Annotated in this window: 17 protein-coding genes; 9 read left to right on the top strand and 8 right to left on the bottom strand. The window is 63.8% G+C overall.

Translation table 11 applies throughout. The features are described from left to right. Position 1: 1 nt before the first annotated feature. The 4 genes from NKH97_RS07540 (at position 2) to NKH97_RS07555 (ending at position 5,527) form a co-directional block, all read left to right on the top strand. Positions 2–316 carry a sarcosine oxidase subunit delta gene (locus NKH97_RS07540; protein WP_023812338.1) on the top strand — a complete coding sequence of 105 codons (315 nt, stop codon included), beginning with the start codon at positions 2–4 and terminating at the stop codon, positions 314–316. Continuing rightward, entirely contained in the window at positions 313–3,321 is a 3,009-nt protein-coding gene (locus NKH97_RS07545) for a sarcosine oxidase subunit alpha (protein WP_352795937.1), read from the top strand. Before NKH97_RS07540 ends, NKH97_RS07545 begins: the two co-directional genes overlap by 4 nt. Further along, positions 3,314–3,916, top strand: a complete 603-nt coding sequence (locus NKH97_RS07550) for a sarcosine oxidase subunit gamma (protein WP_023812340.1) — start codon at positions 3,314–3,316, stop codon at positions 3,914–3,916. The genes NKH97_RS07545 and NKH97_RS07550 overlap by 8 nt, the downstream gene beginning before the upstream one ends. Before the next feature lie 168 nt (positions 3,917–4,084). Continuing rightward, positions 4,085–5,527, top strand: coding sequence for an MFS transporter (locus tag NKH97_RS07555; protein ID WP_352795939.1), 1,443 nt, complete (start codon positions 4,085–4,087; stop codon positions 5,525–5,527). A gap of 11 nt (positions 5,528–5,538) precedes the next feature. Here NKH97_RS07555 and NKH97_RS07560 read toward each other — a convergent pair whose 3' ends face one another. Further along, a complete protein-coding gene (locus NKH97_RS07560; protein ID WP_023812343.1) occupies positions 5,539–6,243 on the bottom strand; it encodes a nitroreductase in 705 nt (234 codons plus the stop codon). Positions 6,244–6,423: 180 nt separating this feature from the next. On the opposite strand from NKH97_RS07560, the gene NKH97_RS07565 reads away from it, so the two are divergent. From NKH97_RS07565 to NKH97_RS07585, 5 genes are read left to right on the top strand one after another with little or no spacing between them, the layout of a single operon-like run. After that, the gene (locus tag NKH97_RS07565; RefSeq protein ID WP_502895795.1) at positions 6,424–7,011 is read left to right on the top strand and encodes a helix-turn-helix domain-containing protein; all 588 of its coding nucleotides are present in this window, start codon (positions 6,424–6,426) and stop codon (positions 7,009–7,011) included. A gap of 20 nt (positions 7,012–7,031) precedes the next feature. Next, entirely contained in the window at positions 7,032–9,485 is a 2,454-nt protein-coding gene (locus tag NKH97_RS07570; RefSeq protein WP_352795942.1) for a GcvT family protein, read from the top strand. Then, the gene (locus NKH97_RS07575; RefSeq protein ID WP_352439853.1) at positions 9,482–10,387 is read left to right on the top strand and encodes a homocysteine S-methyltransferase family protein; all 906 of its coding nucleotides are present in this window, start codon (positions 9,482–9,484) and stop codon (positions 10,385–10,387) included. Before NKH97_RS07570 ends, NKH97_RS07575 begins: the two co-directional genes overlap by 4 nt. After that, on the top strand, positions 10,380–11,561 hold the full coding sequence (locus tag NKH97_RS07580) for a pyridoxal phosphate-dependent aminotransferase (RefSeq protein WP_352795944.1): 1,182 nt from the start codon (positions 10,380–10,382) through the stop codon (positions 11,559–11,561). The genes NKH97_RS07575 and NKH97_RS07580 overlap by 8 nt, the downstream gene beginning before the upstream one ends. Then, a complete protein-coding gene (locus tag NKH97_RS07585; protein ID WP_352795946.1) occupies positions 11,558–14,008 on the top strand; it encodes a GcvT family protein in 2,451 nt (816 codons plus the stop codon). The genes NKH97_RS07580 and NKH97_RS07585 overlap by 4 nt, the downstream gene beginning before the upstream one ends. A 100-nt stretch (positions 14,009–14,108) precedes the next feature. On the opposite strand, the gene NKH97_RS07590 is transcribed toward NKH97_RS07585, so the two are convergent. The 7 genes from NKH97_RS07590 to NKH97_RS07620 all read right to left on the bottom strand — a co-directional run bounded on the left by NKH97_RS07590 (position 14,109) and on the right by NKH97_RS07620 (position 20,871). After that, positions 14,109–14,696 carry an NAD(P)H-dependent oxidoreductase gene (locus NKH97_RS07590; protein WP_352795948.1) on the bottom strand — a complete coding sequence of 196 codons (588 nt, stop codon included), beginning with the start codon at positions 14,694–14,696 and terminating at the stop codon, positions 14,109–14,111. Next, the gene (locus NKH97_RS07595; protein ID WP_128304399.1) at positions 14,696–15,277 is read right to left on the bottom strand and encodes an NAD(P)H-dependent oxidoreductase; all 582 of its coding nucleotides are present in this window, start codon (positions 15,275–15,277) and stop codon (positions 14,696–14,698) included. Before NKH97_RS07595 ends, NKH97_RS07590 begins: the two co-directional genes overlap by 1 nt. Before the next feature lie 205 nt (positions 15,278–15,482). Then, complete coding sequence (locus NKH97_RS07600) at positions 15,483–16,886, bottom strand: FAD-binding oxidoreductase (protein WP_352795966.1); 1,404 nt, start codon at positions 16,884–16,886, stop codon at positions 15,483–15,485. Then, on the bottom strand, positions 16,886–18,184 hold the full coding sequence (locus NKH97_RS07605) for a cytosine deaminase (protein ID WP_352795951.1): 1,299 nt from the start codon (positions 18,182–18,184) through the stop codon (positions 16,886–16,888). Before NKH97_RS07605 ends, NKH97_RS07600 begins: the two co-directional genes overlap by 1 nt. Positions 18,185–18,188: 4 nt before the next feature. Beyond that, the gene (locus NKH97_RS07610; RefSeq protein WP_023812353.1) at positions 18,189–19,040 is read right to left on the bottom strand and encodes an ABC transporter permease; all 852 of its coding nucleotides are present in this window, start codon (positions 19,038–19,040) and stop codon (positions 18,189–18,191) included. Further along, on the bottom strand, positions 19,027–19,854 hold the full coding sequence (locus NKH97_RS07615) for an ABC transporter ATP-binding protein (protein WP_023812354.1): 828 nt from the start codon (positions 19,852–19,854) through the stop codon (positions 19,027–19,029). The genes NKH97_RS07610 and NKH97_RS07615 overlap by 14 nt, the downstream gene beginning before the upstream one ends. A 12-nt stretch (positions 19,855–19,866) precedes the next feature. Then, positions 19,867–20,871, bottom strand: coding sequence for an ABC transporter substrate-binding protein (locus NKH97_RS07620; RefSeq protein ID WP_127258460.1), 1,005 nt, complete (start codon positions 20,869–20,871; stop codon positions 19,867–19,869). Positions 20,872–21,086: the final 215 nt, after the last annotated feature.

Below are 21,086 nucleotides of genomic sequence, written 5' to 3' on the forward strand. Positions count from 1 at the left end.
AATGTTGATCACTTGCCCCTATTGCGGCCCGCGCGACGTCATCGAGTTCACCTATCAGGGTGACGGCAACCGCGAGCGTCCCGATCCTGCCTCTCAGAATTTCGAGGCGTGGAATGCCTATGTCTATGACAGGCTGAACCCGGCCGGGGATCACAACGAGATCTGGCAGCATTCCGGCGGTTGCCGCACGCATCTGCGCGTCGTGCGCAACACGCTGACGCATGAGATTTCCAGCGTTGCTTTTGTGCGCGGTGATCATCAAGGGCGCGGCGATCATGGCTCCGCCGCGCGCCGCAAGGCGGAGGACAAGTCATGAGCCCGCGCCGCACCGACACCGGCGGCCGCATCGACCGGCTGAAAACCATCCGCTTCACCTTCGATGGCGCATCCTACACCGGCCATGCCGGCGACACGCTGGCGTCAGCCCTGCTGGCCAAGGGCGTCACGCTGTACGGCCGCTCGTTCAAATACCACCGCCCGCGCGGATTGCTGACTGCCTGCGTCGAGGAGCCCAATGCGCTGGTGACGGTGCTGAAGGGCGAGGTCCGTGAACCCAACATCCCGGCGACCATGGTCGAGATCCATGACGGCTTGGTTGCCATCAGCCAGAACCGCTTCCCCTCGCTTGCCTGGGACATCAACGCCGTCAACCAGCTCGGCGGCAAGATCCTGTCGGCCGGGTTCTACTACAAGACCTTCATGGGACCGGTGTTCGGTCCGCTCAAGGGCACGCGCTTCTGGATGTTCTGCGAACACTTCATCCGCCGCGCAGCCGGTCTCGGCAGTGCCGGATCGGCGAAGGATCCGGCCCGCTACGAACGCATGAACGCCTTTTGCGACGTGCTGGTGGTCGGCTCCGGCCCGGCCGGACTGATGGCCGCCAAGGCCGCCGCCGATCAGGGCGCGCGCGTCATGCTGGCCGATCTCGAGCCGCTTTTCGGCGGTTCGGCCAACTGGTCCGATGAAACGATCGACGGCGCGCCTGCCGCCGATTGGGCCCGTCGCACGGTCGCCCAGCTCGAAGGCCGAGACAATGTCCGCCTTTTGCCGCGCACCACGGTCTGGGGTTACTACGACAACAACACGCTTGCCGCGCTCGAACGGGTCAGCGACCATAAGGATCAGCCAGGCAAGGGCGAGCCGCGCCATCGCTATTGGGCGATCCGCGCCAAATCCGTGGTCCTGGCCACTGGTGCGTTCGAGCGGCCGCTGGTCTTCCCCGGCAATGACAGGCCCGGTGTGATGCTGGCGCATGCCGCCGAGCGCTACGCCAACGAATTCGGCGTGCTGCCGGGCGAGCGGATCGCACTGTTCACCAACAATGACAGCGCCTATCGGGCGGCGGTCGCCTTGAAGAAGGCCGGTGCCGCGGTCGTCGCCATCGCCGATGTCAGGCCGGAACTTTCGCCGGAGATGCGCAAGCTGGCCGCGGAAGCCGAGGCCGAGATCTTCGCTGGCCATGCCGTCGTCGCCACCGAAGGCGGCAAGGCGCTGTCCGGCCTCAAACTGCAGCGCTTCGACATGACCAACGGCACGCTCATCGGTGATGCACGCAGCATCCATGCCGATTGCCTGCTGATGTCGGGCGGCTGGTCGCCGACCATCCATCTGGCCAGCCAGGCCGGTGCCAAGGCGGAATGGAACGCCGCCCGGCAAGCCTTTCTGCCGCCGAAGCCGACACAAAAGTGGCCCCCACAGCAATGGATCGGCGCCGGTGCCTTCACCGGCAGTTTTTCCACCACCGAAGCCATCGCCGAAGGCCGCGCCGCCGGCCTCGCCGCCGCCGGCGGGCAGAGCACACCGTCCATGCTGCCGACCGTCGAAGCAGTGCCCGGCGATCCCGATCCCGCCCCGGTGTTCGAGATCAGGGCCAAGGGCAAGAGCTTTGTCGATTTCCAGCACGACGTCACGGCTGAGGACGTGCGGCTGGCCCACCGCGAGGGCTTCGTCTCGGTCGAGCATCTGAAACGCTACACCACGCTCGGCATGGCGACCGACCAGGGCAAGAGTTCCAACGTGCCTGGCCTCGCAATCATGGCCGAAGCGCTGGGCAAGCCGATCCCCGAGGTCGGCACGACGCGCTTCCGGCCGCCCTTTGCACCGGTGTCGATCGGCTCGCTGGCGGCCGAGCGTTTTGGCGACCTGAAGCCCGAGCGGCTGACTCCGATGCATGACTGGCATCTGGCCAGTGGCGCGACGATGTATTCCGCCGGCCTCTGGTACCGGCCGATGATCTACGGTCATGCCGGCGAGACGGTCGAGCAGGCCTATGTGCGCGAAGCCAAGGCGACGCGCGAAAGCGCAGGGATCGTCGATGTCTCGACGCTGGGCAAGATTGCCGTGCAAGGCCCTGACGCCGCCGCATTCCTCGACCGCGTCTACACCAACATGTTTTCGACGCTCGCCGCCGGCAAGGCACGCTACGGGCTGATGCTGCGCGAGGACGGCCTAGCCTTCGACGACGGCACCACTTGGCGGCTCGGCGATCAGGATTTCCTGATGACCACCACCACGGCCAATGCCGGCAAGGTGATGCAGCATCTGGAGTATTTCCTCGACGTGATCTGGCCGGAGCTGAAAGTCCACGTGACCTCGGTGACCGACGAATGGGCGGGTGCCGCGATCGGCGGGCCGAAGGCCAGGCAGATCCTCGCCGCCTGTGTCACCGGCACGTCGGTCGACAACGCCGCCTTGCCCTTCATGGGCATCGTGCGTGGCGATATAGCAGGCGTGCCGGTGATGATTTGCCGGCTGTCCTTCTCCGGTGAAATGGCCTTCGAAGTCTATTCCGGCGCCGGCCACGGCACCCATGTCTGGGAAGCGCTTATTGAAGCCGGCAAGCCGTTCGGGCTGGCCACCTATGGGCTCGAGGCACTGGGCACCATGCGCATCGAAAAGGGCCATGTCACCGGCGCCGAGATCGACGGCCGCACCACGGCACGCGACCTGCATCTCGACTGGATGCTGTCGAAGAAGAAGCCTTTCATCGGCTCGGCGATGATGGACCGCGAAGGCTTGATCGCATCGGACCGCCTTGAACTGGTCGGCCTGATCGCCCTCGATAACCGGCCACTCAACGGTGGCGCCCACATCGTCGAGGAGGTTGACGAAGCCAATCCGCACGACTCCATCGGCCATATCACCGCCTGCTGCTATTCGCCGGCGCTCGGCAAGCATATCGCGCTGGCGCTGGTCAAGGGCGGCAAGGCACGGCAGGGCACGCGCGCCCATGTCTCCGATCCCTTGCGCAACCGCTTTGGACCGGTCGAGATCGTCTCCAACCACTTCTTCGATCCGGACGGGAGCCGCATGCATGGTTGAGCGCCAGTCACCCGAACCCTTGTCGCCACTCGAACCGGAATTTCACGTCGGCTCACACGGCAATTTCGAGCATGGCGTCGAGATCATCCTGACCGAGACGCGGCCTGGCTCGATCGTGCAGCTGGCAGCGTGGCCCGGCGAGGAGAAGAAGCTGATAGCAGCCATCCGCACCGTCACCGGGCTTGCTCTGCCCGATGGCGCAGGCGGCGGCTTGAGCGACGGCGTGAAATCGGTGTTCGGCTTCGCGCCGGGAAAGTTCACTATCGCCGACGAGGCCGAAGGGTTGGCCCCCGCCTTTGCCAAAGTGGTAACGCCGGCCATCGGCACCGTGACCGATCTTTCACATGGCCGCACCGCCATCCGCATTGCCGGGCCTAAGGCTGAATGGGTGCTGGCGAAATTCTTCGCCATCGACTTTTCGCTGCCGGCCTTTCCCATCGGCGCCGGCCGCTCGACCACCCATCACGACATCTTCGCCCAGATCCAGCGCACCGGCGCCGACCAGTTCGACATCTATGTCTTCCGCTCATTCGCACGCTCGTTCTGGAAGGCGCTCTGCCATGCCAGCGAGGAAGTCGGCTACGAGGTGCAGTAGGCGCCCTGTCGGCCAGGGCGCCGCGTCACTTCTGGCATCAACGCCAGCCGGTTCTGCCGCTAGAGAATCGCGCCTCGGGCGCTCATGGTTGGAAACATGACCGCCAGGCCGGTCCAAGGGGTAAATCCCGTCTCAGAGTCGGCACATTCGTTTGGTTCGAACATCTCCATGACCGCAGAACTATCCGCCGGCGCCACGGATTGCGCCGATGTGCCGGCCAGAGCCTTGCTCCTGCTGCCGCTAACGGTCGCCTGCGGCGTGTTCATGACCAGCCTCGACCAGAATGTCGTGGTGACCGCGCTGCCGGGCATCAGCGAAAGCCTCGGGCGTCCGCCCAGCCAGCTCGGCCTCTTGATTACCGTCTATGTCGCCAGCCTGATCATCTCGATGCCGCTTGGCGGCTGGGCCGCCGACCGCTTCGGACTGCGCAACGTCTACTGCTTTGCCTTGCTGGTGTTCGCCGCCTCGTCGGCGCTCTGCGGGCTGTCCGACAACATCTGGACGCTGGTCGGCGCCCGCGCGCTGCAAGGCTTTGGCGGCGCCTTGATGGGCACGCTCGGCCAGGTCGTCATCCTGTCGACCTTTCCGCGCAGCCGAACGCTGAAGATCAACATGTCCATCTCGCTGGCCGGCCAGTCCGGACCGTTGGTCGGTCCGCTCGTCGGCGGCGCGCTGACCACCTACATTTCCTGGCGCTGGATCTTCTTCATCAACGTGCCGTTCGCGCTGGCTGCGGCAATTCTTGCCGCCTCGCTGTTTCCGACGATGACCAAGCCGGTGCGCACGCCGTTCGATTTTCCGGGCTTCCTGCTGGTCGGCAGCGGCATGGTCCTGCTGGTCTTCGGCATGGATTCGCTTGCCGCCAAGGATGCCGCGGGCGGCATCATCGCCGCCGAACTGGCGCTGGCGCTCGTTATCCTGACCATCGCCTCGTTCTACTGCCTGCGCGTGCGCAATCCGCTGCTCGATCTCAAGCTGTTGCGCATCCGTACCTTCCGCATTTCGTTCCTCACCGGTGGCGGGCTGGACACGATCGGCCTCAGCTCCGTCGTCTTCCTGCTGCCGCTGATGTTCCAGCTCGGCTTCGGCATGAGCGCGGTTCAGGCGGGATCGCTGACCTTCGTCGCCGCGGTCGGCTCCGTGGCCATGCGGTTCTTCATGCCGCGTGTCCTCAACCGTTTCGGCTTTCGCCGCGTGCTGGTCTACAACACGCCCATCGTCGCCGCCCTGGTTGCCGGCTTCGCGCTGATGCAGGCGACGACGCCGGTATGGATCGTGCTCACCTACATCTTCGTCTTCGGCGTCTTCCGCTCCGCGCAATGGGCCTCGACCGGCAACCTCGCCTATTCCGACATCGCGCCCGAGCAGCTCGCCCGTTTCAGCGCGCTCTATTACATATTATGGCAGCTGGCAGTGGCGATCAGCGTTGGCCTGGCCGCCGCGGCACTGTCGTTTCTGGCGGGCGGCGGCCCTGCCGTCGCCGACGACTTTCGCATCCTGTTCGTGATCGAGGGCGTCATCACGCTCTGCGCGCTGCTTGCCTACCTCAAGCTGACGCCGCAAGACGGCGTCCATGTCAGCGGCCACGGCGCACAGATGAACACGGAATGAAGCTGGCTGGCTTACTCGCTGAACGTCACCCACTCTTCCAACGGCACGCGGTCGGTGCGGAAGGCGTTTTCAGGTTTTGACGTATCTTCGTAACCAACCGCCATGCCGCAGACGACGATCTCTTCGTCCGGAATGTCGAGCACCGGCCTGATCTGCCGGTGATAGGGCGCGAAGGCCGCCTGCGGACAGGTGTGCAGACCCCTGCCTCTAGCTGCGACCATGATGTTCTGCAGGAACATGCCGTAGTCAATCCACGAGCCCTGGTTGAGGCGGCGGTCGATGGTGAAGATCATGCCGACCGGAGCGTCGAAGAAGACGAAGTTGCGGTCGTGCTGGGCGCGCATCTTGTCGACCTCGCGGCGACCAATGCCGAGCGCGCCATAGAGGCCGAAACCGTTGGCGCGGCGGCGGGTCAGATACGGCTCGAAGAACTGGGTGGGATAATACCGGTACTCGTCCCAATCGGCTTTTTCGGCGCGAATGCCGGAATTGAGAATGGCGTCTGATATCCGCTGCTTGCTCTCGCCCTTGGTGACATAGACTTTCCATGGCTGCATGTTGGTGCCGGATGGGGCGCGCGCCGCAACCGCCAGAATGGCGCGGATGGTGTCGTCGTCGACCATGTCGGGCAGGAATGCGCGCACCGAACGGCGCGACAGGATCGCCTCGTCGACAATCTCGGCATCGCCCGCAATTCGGGGGTTATTTTCCAGCATGGGCCGTCCCTTACCCTTTGTCTCGATCGGACGTCCCCATTCGCCGCTCTCGGCGGAGCCTTTGCATGAACCGTCAAAATCGCGCAAGCAAATCTTGTGCATCCGTGAAAATCCACTTGATTTTTTCATGAGCTTGATTTCTCATGAAATTTGACAGTTATTTTTCATGAAGAGAGCGTTTTGCCTTCGACTACCGCAAGAACATTGCAGGGACCTGACGAACGCGTGCTGGCCGGCGACATCAGGGCCTTGCGCAAGGCGCGCGGGCTGACACTCGCCGAGATTGGCCTGAATCTTGGCCGTTCCGTCGGCTGGGTCAGCCAGGTCGAACGCGGCCTGTCGACGCCATCGCTCGGTGACCTCAGGGCCTTCGCCGAACTGTTCGGCGTGCCGATCAGCCTGTTCTTCAGCCATGACGTACCTGTCGAAAGCGAGCGCGGCGTGGTCGTGCGCGCCGGCAGGCGCCGCACGCTTGGCACAAGCGAATCCGGCCTGGTGGAGGAGCTTCTGTCGCCCGATCTCGGCGGTAGCTTCGAGATGGTGCGTTCGGTCTTCGCGCCAGGCGCGGAACTGAAGGCCGAGGCGCAGCGACCGACCGAGGAAGCCGGATACGTCGCCTCCGGACTGTTCGACATCGAGATCGGAGGTGTCTGGCATCGGCTTGGCGAGGGCGACTCCTTTCGCTTCGAAGGCAAGCCCTACCGCTGGCGCAATCCGGGTGCCGAGCCGGCAATTGTCATCTGGGTGGTTTCACCACCCGTCTATTGAGTTCAAGTTTGGAGAAGAACATGGCGGGTTTGCCGAGCACGGCGCGCGTGGTGATCATCGGAGGCGGTGCCGTCGGCACCTCCTCGCTCTACCATCTCGCCAAGGCGGGCTGGACCGACTGCGTGCTCTTGGAAAAGAACGAGCTGACTTCGGGCTCGACCTGGCATGCCGCTGGCAACGTGCCGACTTTCTCCTCGTCCTGGTCGCTGATGAACATGCAGCGCTATTCGACCGAGCTTTATCGCGGGCTGGCCGACGCGGTCGACTATCCCATGAACTATCACGTCACCGGCTCGCTGCGCCTTGCCCACACGAAAGAGCGCATGCAGGAATTTCAGCGCGCCAAGGGCATGGGCCTCTACCAGGGCATGGACATCGACATTGTCGGTGTCGACGAGATCCAGCGTCGCTATCCCTTCATCGAGACGCATGATTTGAAAGGCGCGCTCTACGACCCGAGCGACGGCGACATCGATCCGGCGCAGCTCACCCAGGCGCTGGCCAAGGGTGCGCGCGACATGGGCGCGAAGATCATCCGCTTCTGCCCGGTCACAGGCGTGCGCCGTGAGAACGACGAATGGGTGGTCGAGACGGCACAAGGTGAGATCCGCTGCGAGATCGTCGTCAATGCCGCCGGCTACCGCGCCGCCGAAGTCGGCCGGATGTTCGGCCGCGACGTGCCGATGATGGTGATGAGCCATCAGTACATTTTGTTCGAGGAGATTCCCGAACTGGCGGCATGGTCGAAGGAACAGGGGAAGAAACTGCCGCTGCTGCGCGACGTCGACACCTCCTACTATCTTCGCCAGGAGAAGAACGGCATGAATCTCGGCCCCTATGAGCGCAATTGCCGCGCGCATTGGGCCACCCACAACGACCCGATGCCGGAGGATTTTTCCTTCCAGCTGTTCCCCGACGATCTCGACCGGCTCGAACATTATCTGGCCGACGCCGTCGCCCGCGTGCCGATCCTGGGCACCGCCGGCCTGTCCAAGGTCATCAATGGCCCGATCCCCTACACGCCGGACGGCAATCCGCTGATCGGCCCAATGCCCGGCGTTCCCAATGCCTTCGAGGCCTGCGTCTTCACCTTCGGCATCGCCCAGGGCGGCGGCGCCGGCAAGGTGCTGGCCGAATGGGTGACAGAGGGCCAGACCGAATGGGACATGTGGTCATGCGACCCGCGCCGCTTCACCTCCTTTGCCGCGGCGCCGGACTATTGCGTCGCCAAGGGCATGGAGATCTACGGCAACGAATACGCCATCCAGTTCCCGCGCCATGCCTGGCCGGAAGGCCGCGACCGCAAGCTGTCGCCGATCCATGATCGCACCAAGGCGCTCGGCGGCCGCTTCGATGCCTATAATGGCTGGGAGCGCGCCACCTGGTATGCACAGGACGGCGACGATGTTTCCGAGGAAGCCACGCTGACCTTCCGCCGCGACGGACCGTGGCATCATCGCGTGCGCGAGGAATGCCTGGCGGTGCGCGATGCCGCCGGCATTTTGGACCTGCCGGGTTTCTCGCGCTTCAACCTCGAGGGTCCGGGCGCTGCCGAATGGCTGAGCCTGCAGGTCACCGGGCTGGTGCCAAAACCCGGCCGCATCGGTCTCGTCTATTTTGCCGACGACAAGGGCCGCATCGTCACCGAAATGTCCGTCGTGCGCCACGACGAGAACGTGATGACGTTGATCACCGCGGCGGTCGCCCAATGGCATGATTTCGAATGGCTGAAATCGCGCCTGCCCAAGGACGCCCCGTTCAAGCTGATCGACCGGACCGAGGAATTTTCCACCCAGATCCTGGCCGGCCCCAACTCGCGAAAAATCCTCGCCGATGTCTGCGAAGCCGACCTCGCTTTGCCGTGGCTGACGCATCAGGAAACGAAGATCGCCGGCCGCTGGGCCAAGCTCGTGCGCGTCTCCTTCGCCGGCGAACTCGGCTGGGAAATCCACACCAGGGTCGACGACACCGCCGCCATCTTCGACGCCGTCTGCGCGGCAGGACAGCAGCATGGGCTGAAGCCGTTCGGCATGTATGCGCTGGATTCGCTCCGGCTCGAAAAAGGCTACCGCACCTGGAAGGGGGATCTGTCGACCGACTACTCGATCCTGCAGGGCGGTCTTGAGCGCTTCGTCAAATGGGAAAAGCCCGACTTCCGTGGCAAGGCAGCCCTGCAGAACGAAAAACAGCAAGGCGTGAAGAAGCGTTTCGTCACACTGGTGGTGGAAAACCCCGGCGATTGCGACGCTCCGTCAGTTTCTACACTCTGGCACGACGGCAAGATCGTCGGCGAGACGACGTCGGGCGGCTGGGGTCACCGGGTCGACAAATCGATCGCACTCGGCATGCTGCGCGCCGACCTGGCCGAACCAGGTACATCAGTCGAGGTCGAAATCTTCGGTGACCGCTTTCAGGCGATCGTGCAGAAGGATGAACCGCTGTGGGATCCGAAGAACGAAAGGCTGCGCGCATGAAGAAAATCATCCTCACCGATGGCGGGATGGGCCAGGAACTGGTCCGCCGCAGCAAGTCCGAGCCGACGCCGCTATGGTCGGCCAGGGTGCTGATCGACGAACCGGATCTGGTGCGCGACCTGCACGCGGAATTCATCCGTGCCGGCGCCCGCGTGATCACCATCAACACCTATTCTGCGACACCCGAACGCCTGGCGCGCGAGGGCGCGGAAGACCTCTTCAAGCCATTGCAGAAGCGCGGCATCGAATTGGCCAGGCAGGCCCGCGACGAAGCCGGCGATGCGGCCATCGCCGGCTGCCTGTCGCCGCTTTTCGGCAGCTATGCACCGGCGCTGACCATTTCCTTCGAGGAGACGCTCGATATCTACCGCCGCATCGTTGCCGAGCAGGCCGAGGGCGTCGACCTGTTCCTGTGTGAAACCATGGCGTCGGCGGACGAAGCCCGCGCGGCGGTCACCGCGGCATCGGAAAGCGGCAAGCCGGTATGGGTGTCGTGGACGCTGGCCGACCACGGCAAGCCACGGCTGCGCAGCGGCGAGACAATAGCCGCCGCGGCAGGCGCGCTCGATGGCCTGGCAGTCGCCGCGCGGCTGGTCAATTGCTGCCGGCCGGAAGCAATCGCCGCGGCTTTGCCTGAACTGATCGACCTCGGCGGCCCGGTCGGCGCCTACGCCAATGGCTTCACTTCAACCGAAGCACTCAAGCACGGCGGCACCGTCGATGTGCTGCACGCCCGTCACGACCTTGGCCCGGATGCCTATGCCGACCAGGCGATCGGCTGGGTCGAGGCTGGGGCAAGCATCGTTGGCGGCTGCTGCGAAGTCGGACCACCGCACATCGCCGCTCTGCGCGACCGGCTCGAACAGGCCGGCTACGAAATTTCGGGGGTTTTGCATGCCTAGACCATCATCGCGTATTTCCGGCATCGTGCCTTCGGGCAAGGACGGCTGGGAAGTCCATTTCGCCGCCTGGACGCGCAAGGAGGCCGGAGAAGACATCATCATGCTGTCCGTCGGCGACCATGATTTCGACACGCCCTCGCCGACGATCGAAGCCTGTGTGACCGCGGTTCGCGGCAGCAATCATCACTACACCCCGCTTCCCGGCCTGCCGCGCCTGCGCAGGGCGATGGCGGTGGCCTCGACCGCCTGCACCGGCGTCGAGACGTCGCCGGATCAGGTGATCGCCACGCCGGGCGGCCAGGCCGCACTCTACGCCGCGGTGCAGGGCGTGCTCGACCAGGGCGATCACGCTATCGTCGTGGCGCCCTATTATGCCACCTATCCCAACACGTTCAGCGCCGCAGGCGCTGATTTCACCGTCGTCGAGACACCGGCCGAGGATGGCTTCCAGCCACGTGCCGACATGATCCGCGCGGCAATCCGGCCGAACACGCGCGCCATCCTGATCAACACGCCGAACAATCCGACAGGTGCTGTCTATTCGCGCGAGCGGCTGGAGCAGTTGGCAGAAGTCTGCCGGGAGCACGACCTCTGGCTGCTGTCGGACGAAGTCTACTGGACGCTGGGCGGTGGCGAGCACGTCTCGCCGCGCTCGCTGCCAGGGATGGCCGAGCGGACGCTGGTCATCAATTCGATGTCCAAGAGCCACGGCATGACCGGCTGGCGCATGGGCTGGCTGACGGGACCGGAGGAGATGATCACGCTCATGATCAATCTCAATCTGGTGACGACCTACGGCCTGCCGGCCTTCATCTCGATCGCCTGTTCCGAGGCGCTGGAGAACCGTTACGGCGTCAAGGAGATCGCCGAACGTTACGCGGCACGCCGCACCGTCTTGCTCGACGCCGTGCGGGGCATGAACGATGTCACCGTGCGCGGTTCGGAGGGCGGCATGTATGTCATGCTCGACATCTCGGCCGTCGAACCGGACGACGAGAAATTCGCCTGGGCCCTGCTCGACAGCGAAAAGGTTGGCGTCATGCCCGGCTCCAGCTTCGGCGAAGCGGCCGCCGGCCACATTCGCATCAGCCTCTGCCAGCCCGAACCCGTGCTGCAGGAAGCTGCACTTCGTCTGCGCCGCTTTGCTTCCAGCTACCGTCGCGAGGCAGCATGACCGCCAAGGCAATTCCCGCCAAAGCAAGAGCGGTCATCATCGGCGGCGGCGTTTCCGGCTGTTCGGTCGCCTATCACCTGGCCAAGCTCGGCTGGACTGACATCGTGCTTCTCGAACGCAAACAGCTGACGTCGGGCACGACATGGCACGCCGCCGGCCTGATCGGCCAGTTGCGCGGTTCGCAGAACATGACACGGCTGGCCAAATATTCCGCCGATCTCTACGTCAAGCTGGAAGCCGAGACCGAGGTCGGCACCGGCATGCGCCAGGTCGGTTCGATCACCGTGGCGCTGACCGAGGAGCGCAAGCACGAGATCTACAGGCAAGCGTCGCTGGCGCGTGCCTTCGATGTCGACGTGCGCGAGATTTCGCCCAGGGAAGTCAGCGAGATGTACCCGCATCTCAATGTTTCCGATGTCGTCGGCGCCGTTCATCTGCCGCTCGACGGCCAGTGCGACCCCGCCAACATCGCCATGGCGCTGGCCAAGGGCGCGCGCCAGCGCGGCGCCACCATCGTCGAGAATGTGAAGGTCACCAAGGTCCATACCAAGGCCGGCCGCGTCAGCGGCGTGTCCTGGGCACAGGGCGAAGACCAAGGCACGATCGAAGCCGACATCGTCGTCAACTGCGCCGGCATGTGGGCGCGCGAACTGGGAGCGCAGAACGGCGTCACCATCCCGCTGCATGCCTGCGAGCATTTTTACCTCGTCACCGAACCGATCCCCGGCCTCACCCGTCTGCCGGTGCTGCGGGTGCCGGACGAGTGCGCCTACTACAAGGAGGACGCCGGCAAGATGATGCTGGGCGCCTTCGAGCCGGTGGCAAAACCCTGGGGCATGGACGGCATCCGCGAGGATTTCTGCTTCGACCAGTTGCCGGAGGACATGGAGCATTTCGAGCCGATCCTCGAAATGGGCGTCAACCGCATGCCGATGCTGGCAACCGCCGGCATCCACACCTTCTTCAACGGTCCTGAGAGTTTTACGCCCGACGACCGCTACTATCTCGGCGAGGCGCCGGAGCTGTCCGGCTACTGGATGGCGACCGGCTACAACTCGATCGGCATCGTCTCCTCCGGCGGCGCCGGCATGGCGCTGGCGCAGTGGATCAATGACGGCGAAGCCCCGTTCGACCTGTGGGAAGTCGACATCCGCCGCGCCCAGCCGTTCCAGAAGAACCGCCGCTATTTGAAGGAACGCGTCTCGGAAACGCTCGGCCTGCTCTATGCCGACCATTTCCCTTATCGGCAGATGGCGACCTCGAGGAATGTCAGGCGTTCGCCGCTGCACGAGCATCTGAAGGTGCGCGGCGCCGTGTTCGGCGAAGTCGCCGGCTGGGAGCGCGCCAACTGGTTCGCTCGCGAGGGCCAGGAGCGCGAATACCGCTATTCCTGGAAGCGCCAGAACTGGTTCGACAACCAGCGGGAAGAACACCTCGCGGTCAGGAATGGCGTCGGCCTGTTCGACATGACCTCCTTCGGCAAAATCCGTGTCGAGGGCCGCGACGCCAGCGCTTTCCTGCAAAGACTGTGCGCCAACGACATGGACGTCGCGCCGGGCAAGATCGTCTACACCCAGATGCTCAACCAGCGCGGCGGCATCGAGAGCGACCTGACGGTTTCGCGGCTGTCGGAAACGGCTTTCTTCCTCGTCGTCCCCGGCGCCACGCTGCAGCGCGACCTGGCTTGGCTGCGCAAGCACGTCGCCGACGAGTTCGTCGTCGTCACCGACGTGACGGCGGCCGAAAGCGTGCTCTGCCTGATGGGCCCGGACGCAAGAAAGCTGATCCAGAAGGTCAGCCCCAACGATTTTTCCAATGATAAAAATCCGTTCGGCACGTTCCAGGAAATCGAGATCGGCATGGGCCTGGCCCGCGCCCACCGCGTCACCTATGTCGGCGAACTCGGCTGGGAACTCTATGTCTCGACCGACCAGGCGGCTCATGTCTTCGAGGCGATCGATGAGGCCGGCGCCGAAGGCGGCCTGAAGCTCTGCGGCCTGCACACGCTGGATTCCTGCCGCATCGAAAAGGCCTTCAGGCATTTCGGCCACGACATCACCGATGAAGACAATGTGCTGGAAGCCGGCCTTGGCTTCGCGGTGAAGACCGCCAAGGGCGACTTCATCGGCCGCGATGCCGTGCTGCGCAAGAAGGAAGCCGGCCTGTCACGCCGGCTCGTCCAGTTCCGCCTGAAGGATCCGGAGCCCCTGCTCTTCCACAACGAGGCGATCCTGCGCGACGGCAAGATCGTCGGTCCGATCACCTCAGGCAATTACGGCCATCATCTCGGCGGCGCGGTCGGGCTGGGCTATGTGCCATGCCAGGGCGAGAGCGAAGCGGATGTGCTGGCTTCATCCTACGAAATCGAGATCGCCGGCGAGCGCTTTGCGGCGGAAGCCTCGCTGAAGCCGATGTACGATCCGAAATCGGAGCGGACAAGGATGTAGCGCCTCTTACCCTCCCTCTTGTGGGAGGGTCGGCTCGCGGTCGGAGCGGAGCGGAGATTGCGGGACGGGGTGGGGAAAGCGCCCTACGAGACCCCGCTTCTCAAAACCGCTCCAGCTTTGCCCGCACCTTCGCCAGAAACGCCGCCCTTGTCGCCGGCGTCGAGGCATCCATCAAATAGTGCGCCAGGAAAAACGTCCGGCTGCGCGTCGCGCATAGCGCCCGCATGCCGCGCAGCAGGGTCTTGCGTCCCGGCTGGCCGACGACGACGCTCCACCAGGTCGGGGCGCCGCAGCTAGTGATGACACCAACCTTGGTCACATGCGTCATCAGCGACTTGATCCGCCCCTTGCCGGCCGGCAGCTTGAAGGCGACGTCCGTCGCCCACACCCGGTCGAGCCAGCCCTTCAGCATCGCCGGCAGTCCGTACCACCAGGTCGGATATACAAACAGGATCGCTTCGGCCCAGTTGAGCAGCTCGAAATGCGGCTTCAGCGCCGGGTCCTGCGGCGCCTGGTCATTGTAGGAGCGTCGCTCGTCGCAACCCATCACCGGGTCGAACTTCTCGGCATAGAGGTCGAGCAGCCGCACCTCCCAGCCTCGTCGCATCAGCACGTCGATGGCGGTGTCGCGAATTGCCGCACAGAAGCTGTCCGGCACCGGATGGCAGTAGACCACCAGCGCGCGCATCAGAAGGCATCCATGCGTGCCGCGACCTTGGCCATGAAGGTCTTGCGCGTGCTGTCGGTCGACAGATTCATCGAATAATGTGCAAGATAGCTCACCGGTGCGCCCGGTTTGACGGTGGCGCGCAGCATGCGCTTGATCAGTTTGCGCGGCGGATCACCCATCAGCATGGCGCGGAACCGGCTGCCGCCATAGGTAGTCACCGCGGCAACCTTGCGTACGTTGTGCAGCGACGGCTGCGCCTTGCCGTCGACCAATTTGAACGACACGCCGGGCAGGAAGACGCGATCGAAAAAGCCTTTCAGGATCGCTGGAAAGCCGTAGTTCCAGACCGGATAGGAAAGCACCAGCGCATCGGCTCGCAGCAGGCGTTCGACATAAGGTGCGGCAGCGTCAGCGGCGCCGCGCGGATTGTGGTAGCCCAGCCTTTCCTGCCGCGTCATCCGCGGATCGAAATCCTCCGCGTAGAGGTCGCAGTCATCGACCGTATGGCCCGCCGCCGTCAACCGCTCTACGATCATGCGGTGCAGGCCGGCATTGAAGCTAGTCTCGACCGGATGGGCGTAAAGGACGAGGATGTTCACAGGGGAATATCCGCAAGGTCAGTGCGAGGCACCCCCCTCTGCCCTGCCGGGCATCTCCCCCGCAAGGGGGGAGATCGGACTGCCGTATCGCTTTCGCCAACTGTCGACGCCGCAGAATGGTCGCGACTCAAAGGCTGCCAATCTCCCCCCTTGCGGGGGAGATGTCCGGCAGGACAGAGGGGGGTGTTCAAGCGCAAACCTGTCCTCATCCCATCCTCTGCAACCCCTTGAACAAGAATGTCCGGCCCGACCGGTAGTCATAGTCCGGGTTCTCCCAGGCGATCATCTTGCCGGGGTTGAGCAGGCCTTGCGGATCGGTTTCGCGCTTGAAGGCAAGCTGCACCGCGTCGGTCTGCTTCATGCCGCCCTCTTCCAGCGTGTAGCGATGTGGGTTGAAGATCGGGCAGCCATTCTTCTCATGCAGCCGCACGATCTCGTCGAGCCTTGCTTCACTGGTGAACTTGACCAGCGGCAGGCCGAAGCAGGTGATGTTGCCGTCCAGCCGTACGAATTCCAGATGCGAGAAAACCTCGCCCGGAAACATCGCATCCATCTTTTCGACCAGCGCCAGTTGCTTGGGAAAGGGATAGAGCGACTGCAGATAGGTAATCGAAGGATCGACGCGCAGCGCCCTCAGTGTGGTGTGGTTCCAGGCCAGCTCATAGGCCGGTGGCAGGCCCTTTTTCTCGTCCAGCGTCGCTGAGGCTGCATTGAAGATCACCTCGCCGCCGGCACGGCGATTAAAGGCCAGGAAGGCATCCAGCCCGTGCCGCGCCACCATGACGACGCAGATGCTCTGCCCCTGCTTCAGGAATTTCTGATGCCGCTTGAAATAAAGCTGTGGCACGGGTGCCGCTATCGGCGTGATCAGCTTGGTCAGGATACCGTCTTGGCACGCCAGTGCATTTCCATAGCGGGCCGCATCCATGAAAGCGTCGAAGCCGACGATGACGTCGATCCATTCATAGGCCGCGGTCAGCGGCATCTCGACCTCCGATATGATGCCGTTAGTGCCGTAGGCATGGGTCACCTTGTGCAGATCCTCGCCGGTGAGTTCGAGCGCTTTCGGCTCGGCCTCCATGGTCACCACCCGCAGGCGCAGCACATTGCCGAAATCGCGCAATCCGCCGAAATTGATCGAACCGACGCCGCCCGAACCGCCGGCGATGAAGCCGCCGATCGAGGCGGTGTTGTAGGTGGAGGGCGACAGCCGCAGCTCCTGCCCGGAATGCGCCCGCGTCGCCTTGTCGATATCGGCAAGAACGGCCCCCGGTCCGGTCACCACGCGCCCCGGTGCGATCGACTTGATCTCGTTCATCTCGGCAAGGTTGAGCACGACGCCGCCGGAGAGCGGCATCGCCTGGCCGTAATTGCCGGTGCCGCTGCCGCGCGGTGTCACCGGCACACCATGGCGATGACACGTAGCAAGCACGCGTATCAGTTCGGTCTCATGCCTTGGCGTCACGATCAGATCGCCGGTGACATGGTCCAGTTGCTGCTTCAGCACCGGGCTGTACCAGTAGAAATCACGGCTCTTCTGCTGGACGATGGCCGGGTTGTCGTCGACCTTGAGTCCGTCAAGATCGCGTTTGAGCGCCGAAACGTCCATCATTCCACCATCAGTTCGTCGAGTTCGGCATAGTCGGGCAATTGCCGGTCGATCGCCTTGCCGCCGCGCACCACGATGCGATCCGATTCGGGCCGCGAGAGCAATTCCGTCCAGCTTCGGCCTTTAAACAGGACAAAATCGGCATCGCCGCCGGCGGCAAGCGTGCCGAAGCCATCAAGCCGCATCACCTTGGCCGGCGTCGCGGTGACCGCTTGCGGCCAGTCGGCGACCGGATGATCGAAATGCAGGATGCGCGTCGCCATGCGGTAGACCTCCAACATGTCGAGATCGCCATAGGCGTAGAAGGGATCACGCGTGTTGTCGGAAGCGACTGCCACCGGAATGCCCCTCGCCTTCATCTCGTGCAGCAGCGTCACGCCGCGCCAGCGCGGCGTGGTTTGGTCGCCGCGCCGGTCCTGCAGATAGAGGTTGCACATTGGCAGCGAGACGACGGCGAGCCCCGCTTTCGCCACCTTGTCCAGCGTGTCGAGCACATCGAGGTCCGGCTGGCGCGCCAGCGAACAGCAATGGCCGGCGAGGATGTTGCCTTCGAAACCGTTCCAGAGAGCAGCCTCGGCGATCTTCTTCAGCGATATGGCGGAGATGTCATCGGTCTCGTCGGCATGGAAATCGAGATCGAGGCCATGCTTGATGGCTTGCACGAAGACATGGTCGAGCAGTTCTTCGAGGTCCGGCACCATATAGGTGACGACACCGAGCACGCCCTTTGCCGCGGCAACCCTCTTTGCCAGCCTGTCGAACCACTTTTTGTCGCGTACGCCTTCGATGCCGAGCAAACAGGCGCCCTGCAACTCGATGCGGCCGCGCCATGCCTCGCGCATCGCCTCGAACACCGGCCAAGAGATTTCCTCCTGCGGCGCGACGCTGTCGAGATGCGTGCGCAGCGCCCTGGTGCCATGGGCGTAGGCTGAGCGCAGCGAGAAATCCATCCGTTTCGCAACGTCCTCGGCGCTCCAGCGTGCCACACGATCGGCGCCGGCGGCATTCAGCGCGCCCAAGAACGTGCCGTCGGGATTGGGCTTTCGCGGCCAGATATGGCCCTTGTCGATATGCGTGTGGCAGTCGACGAAGCATGGCAGCACGATGCGGCCGCCCAGATCGACGGCATCAGCAGGCGCTGCACGACCGTGGGCGGCAATGCCTGCGATTTTGCCGTCCGCGATAGTGACGTCGGCAAGCGCAAAGCCATCCCTGTCGAGAGCAGCGCCAAGGCCTGGGGTCAGGGATGCGTGAAGCCTGACATTGGCGAGCCGGTATGAACCTGTGTTCGGAATCAAGGGCCTAGCGCTCCTGCTTCAGTGCGCTTTCGTGCCAGCGCCGCAAAATGAGATGCGAAATCAGCGACAGCACGAGGAAGATCAAAATGCCGGTCAGCGAGATCAGGAACAGCGCCGCGAACAGCCGCGGCGCGTTGAGCCGGTAACCGGCCTCGATGATGCGCGAGGCAAGGCCAGAGGACTGGCCGGTGGTGCCGGCGACGAATTCGGCCACCACGGCGCCGATCAGCGACAGGCCGCCGGCGATCTTCAATCCGCCGAGGAAATAGGGCATCGCCGCCGGCAGCCTGAGATAGCGCAACTGCTGCCAACGCGTCGCGCCGTTGAGCTTGAACATATCGCGCAGATTGCGGTCGACGGAGTTGAGGCCAAGCGTGGTATTGGACAGGATCGGAAAGAAGGCGACGATCCAGGCGCACAGCAGAAGCTTGGTCGTCTGGTCGTTCACATAGATGTTGATCAGCGGGAAAATCGCCACGATCGGCGTCACCTGCAACACGATGGCGAAGGGGAAGAATGACATCTCGACCCATTTCGACTGCGCGAACAGCACCGCCAGCCCGACCCCGCCGATGACGGCCAGAGCCAGGCTGAGGAAGGTGATGCGCAAGGTGACCAGCAGCGAGGAAAACAGCAGGCCGGCATCGTTGTAGAGTGTCCACAGCACCACGCCGGGACGCGGCAGGATGTATTGCGGGATCGCGTTCCACACGCAGATGCGATCCCACAGCCAGATCGCCAGGATCATGATCGCCAGCGGCAGCACCCAGCGGCCGATCCGTTCGAACCGCTCCTGGCGCACGCGGCGTGCTTCCTCGGGGTCGAGTTTGAGCACACGCTCGTCAATGGCCGTCATGATGCGCGCCTGCTGTTGAATTGATGGCCTTGACCAGCACATCGGAGGCCTGACGGCACAGTGCCGCGTAGTCGGGCGAGGTGCGAAACGCCTCGTCGCGCGGATAGGTGGCCTCGATGGCGAGTTCGTCGAACACCCTGCCCGGCCGCGCCGCCATGACGACGACGCGGTTGGAGAGGAACACGCTTTCAAAGACGCTGTGGGTGACGAAAACGACGGTGAAGCGTTCGTCCTGCCACAGTTCCAGGAGATCGTTGTTGAGCTTGAAGCGGGTGATCTCGTCGAGTGCCGCGAACGGTTCGTCCATCAGCAGCACGCGCGGTTTGGTCACCATGGCCCGCGCGATCGAGACGCGCATCTTCATGCCGCCGGACAGTTCGCGCGGCACCGCGTCTTCGAAACCGGTCAGGTGCACCCGCGCCAGCATCTCCGTGATCGCCGGTGTCGCCTTGGCGCGCGAAATGCCTTTCAGCCGAAGCGGCAGCCAGACATTGTCGAAAACATTGGCCCAGGGCAGCAGCGTCGGCTCCTGGAAGACGAAGCCGATGTTCGAACGGTCAAGCGAGCCACCGCCGCGCCAGTCGAGCACGCCGGAGGTCGGCGTCGACAGGCCGGCGATCAGCCGCAGCGCCGTCGACTTGCCGCACCCCGACGGCCCAAGCAGGCTGAGGAAATCGCCTTCCCGGATGGTCAGGTCGACGTCGCTGAGCGCCGTCACGCCGTTGGAAAATACCTTGCCGACGCCGCGCAGCGCCAGAAGCGTCGGGGCCGTACCCGACACAGCCGGCGCTGGCGCCACTTTTTCCCTTATCATGCCGGGACCGGCCTATTTCTTCAGCTCGAGCCCGACGCCCTTGTTGATGAAGGTCAGCGTGTAGGCCTTCTTGATGTCGATGCCGGCTGGCGTGACCTTGGCCTTGACCATCTTGTCGTAGAAACTCTTGATCCGCTCGTCGGTCATGGCGCCGATGCCGAGCTTTTCGGTGTCGCCGGAATCGGCCAGGCCGAACTTCTTCATCTGCTCGATCGAGAACGCGATCTGCTCGTCGCTCATGTCGGGATTGTCTTTCTTGATCAAGTCGTTGGCGGCCTTGTTGTCGCCGTAGAGATATTTGTACCAGCCCTTGGCGGAGCCATCGACGAAGCACTGGACCACCTCCGGCTTCTTGTCGATCGTGTCCTGCATCACCTCGATCGTCGTCGAGTAGGTGTCCCAGCCATAGTCGGCGAGCAGGAACTGGTTCGGCACGAAGCCGCCTTCCTTCTTGACCGCGAACGGCTCGGAGGTGACGTAGCCCTGCTGGATCGACTTCTTGTTGGCGAGGAAGGGAGCGGTGTTGTAGGTGTAGGGCGCGCGCTTGGAGGCATCGAAGCCGAGTTCGATGACCATCCACTGGAAGAAGGTCTGCACGCCCTCGTCACCCAATATGTACTGGTCGGCGTTCTTCAGGTCCTCCCATTTGTCGAGCCCTTCGCCGGGATGGGACATGATGACCTGCGGGTCCTTCTGGAAATCCGCCGCCACCACCCGCATCGGAATGCCTTGCTGGACGGCATCGAAAGCCGACAGCAGATTGCCGCCCATGTAGAAATCGATCTTGCCGGCCAGCAGCATCGGCCGGCCGCTGACCTGCGGACCGCCCTGCATAATGGTGACGTCGAGGCCGCAGGCAGCATAGGTGCCGTCCGCCACGGACTGGTAATATCCGCCATGCTCCGGCTCGGCCAACCAGTTGGTGCCGAAGGTGACTTTCTCATTCGCAGCAGCACCCAGCGTGCTGGCTGCAAGCAGGGCCACAACCGCCACCGAGATCTTCTGTTTTCCGTACATCGACACCACCCTCTGTTTGCTCCGGCGCGCCACGCGCCAGGCTCGACACCAAAGATTCAAGAAGCAAGACACATGCCACCGGCGTCTGGCGCCGGGGCCGCCCGCTTGAAAGACGTTGCCATGCCAAGCGCGGACGGGTCATGCTGTACGGAAGGCATCGTGCCTATTTTTTGAACGGCTGTCCATAATCGCCCGGGCAACATGCACCGCCATCT

The organism is Mesorhizobium sp. M0870 (assembly GCF_040319775.1).
Taxonomy (GTDB): Bacteria; Pseudomonadota; Alphaproteobacteria; order Rhizobiales; family Rhizobiaceae; genus Mesorhizobium.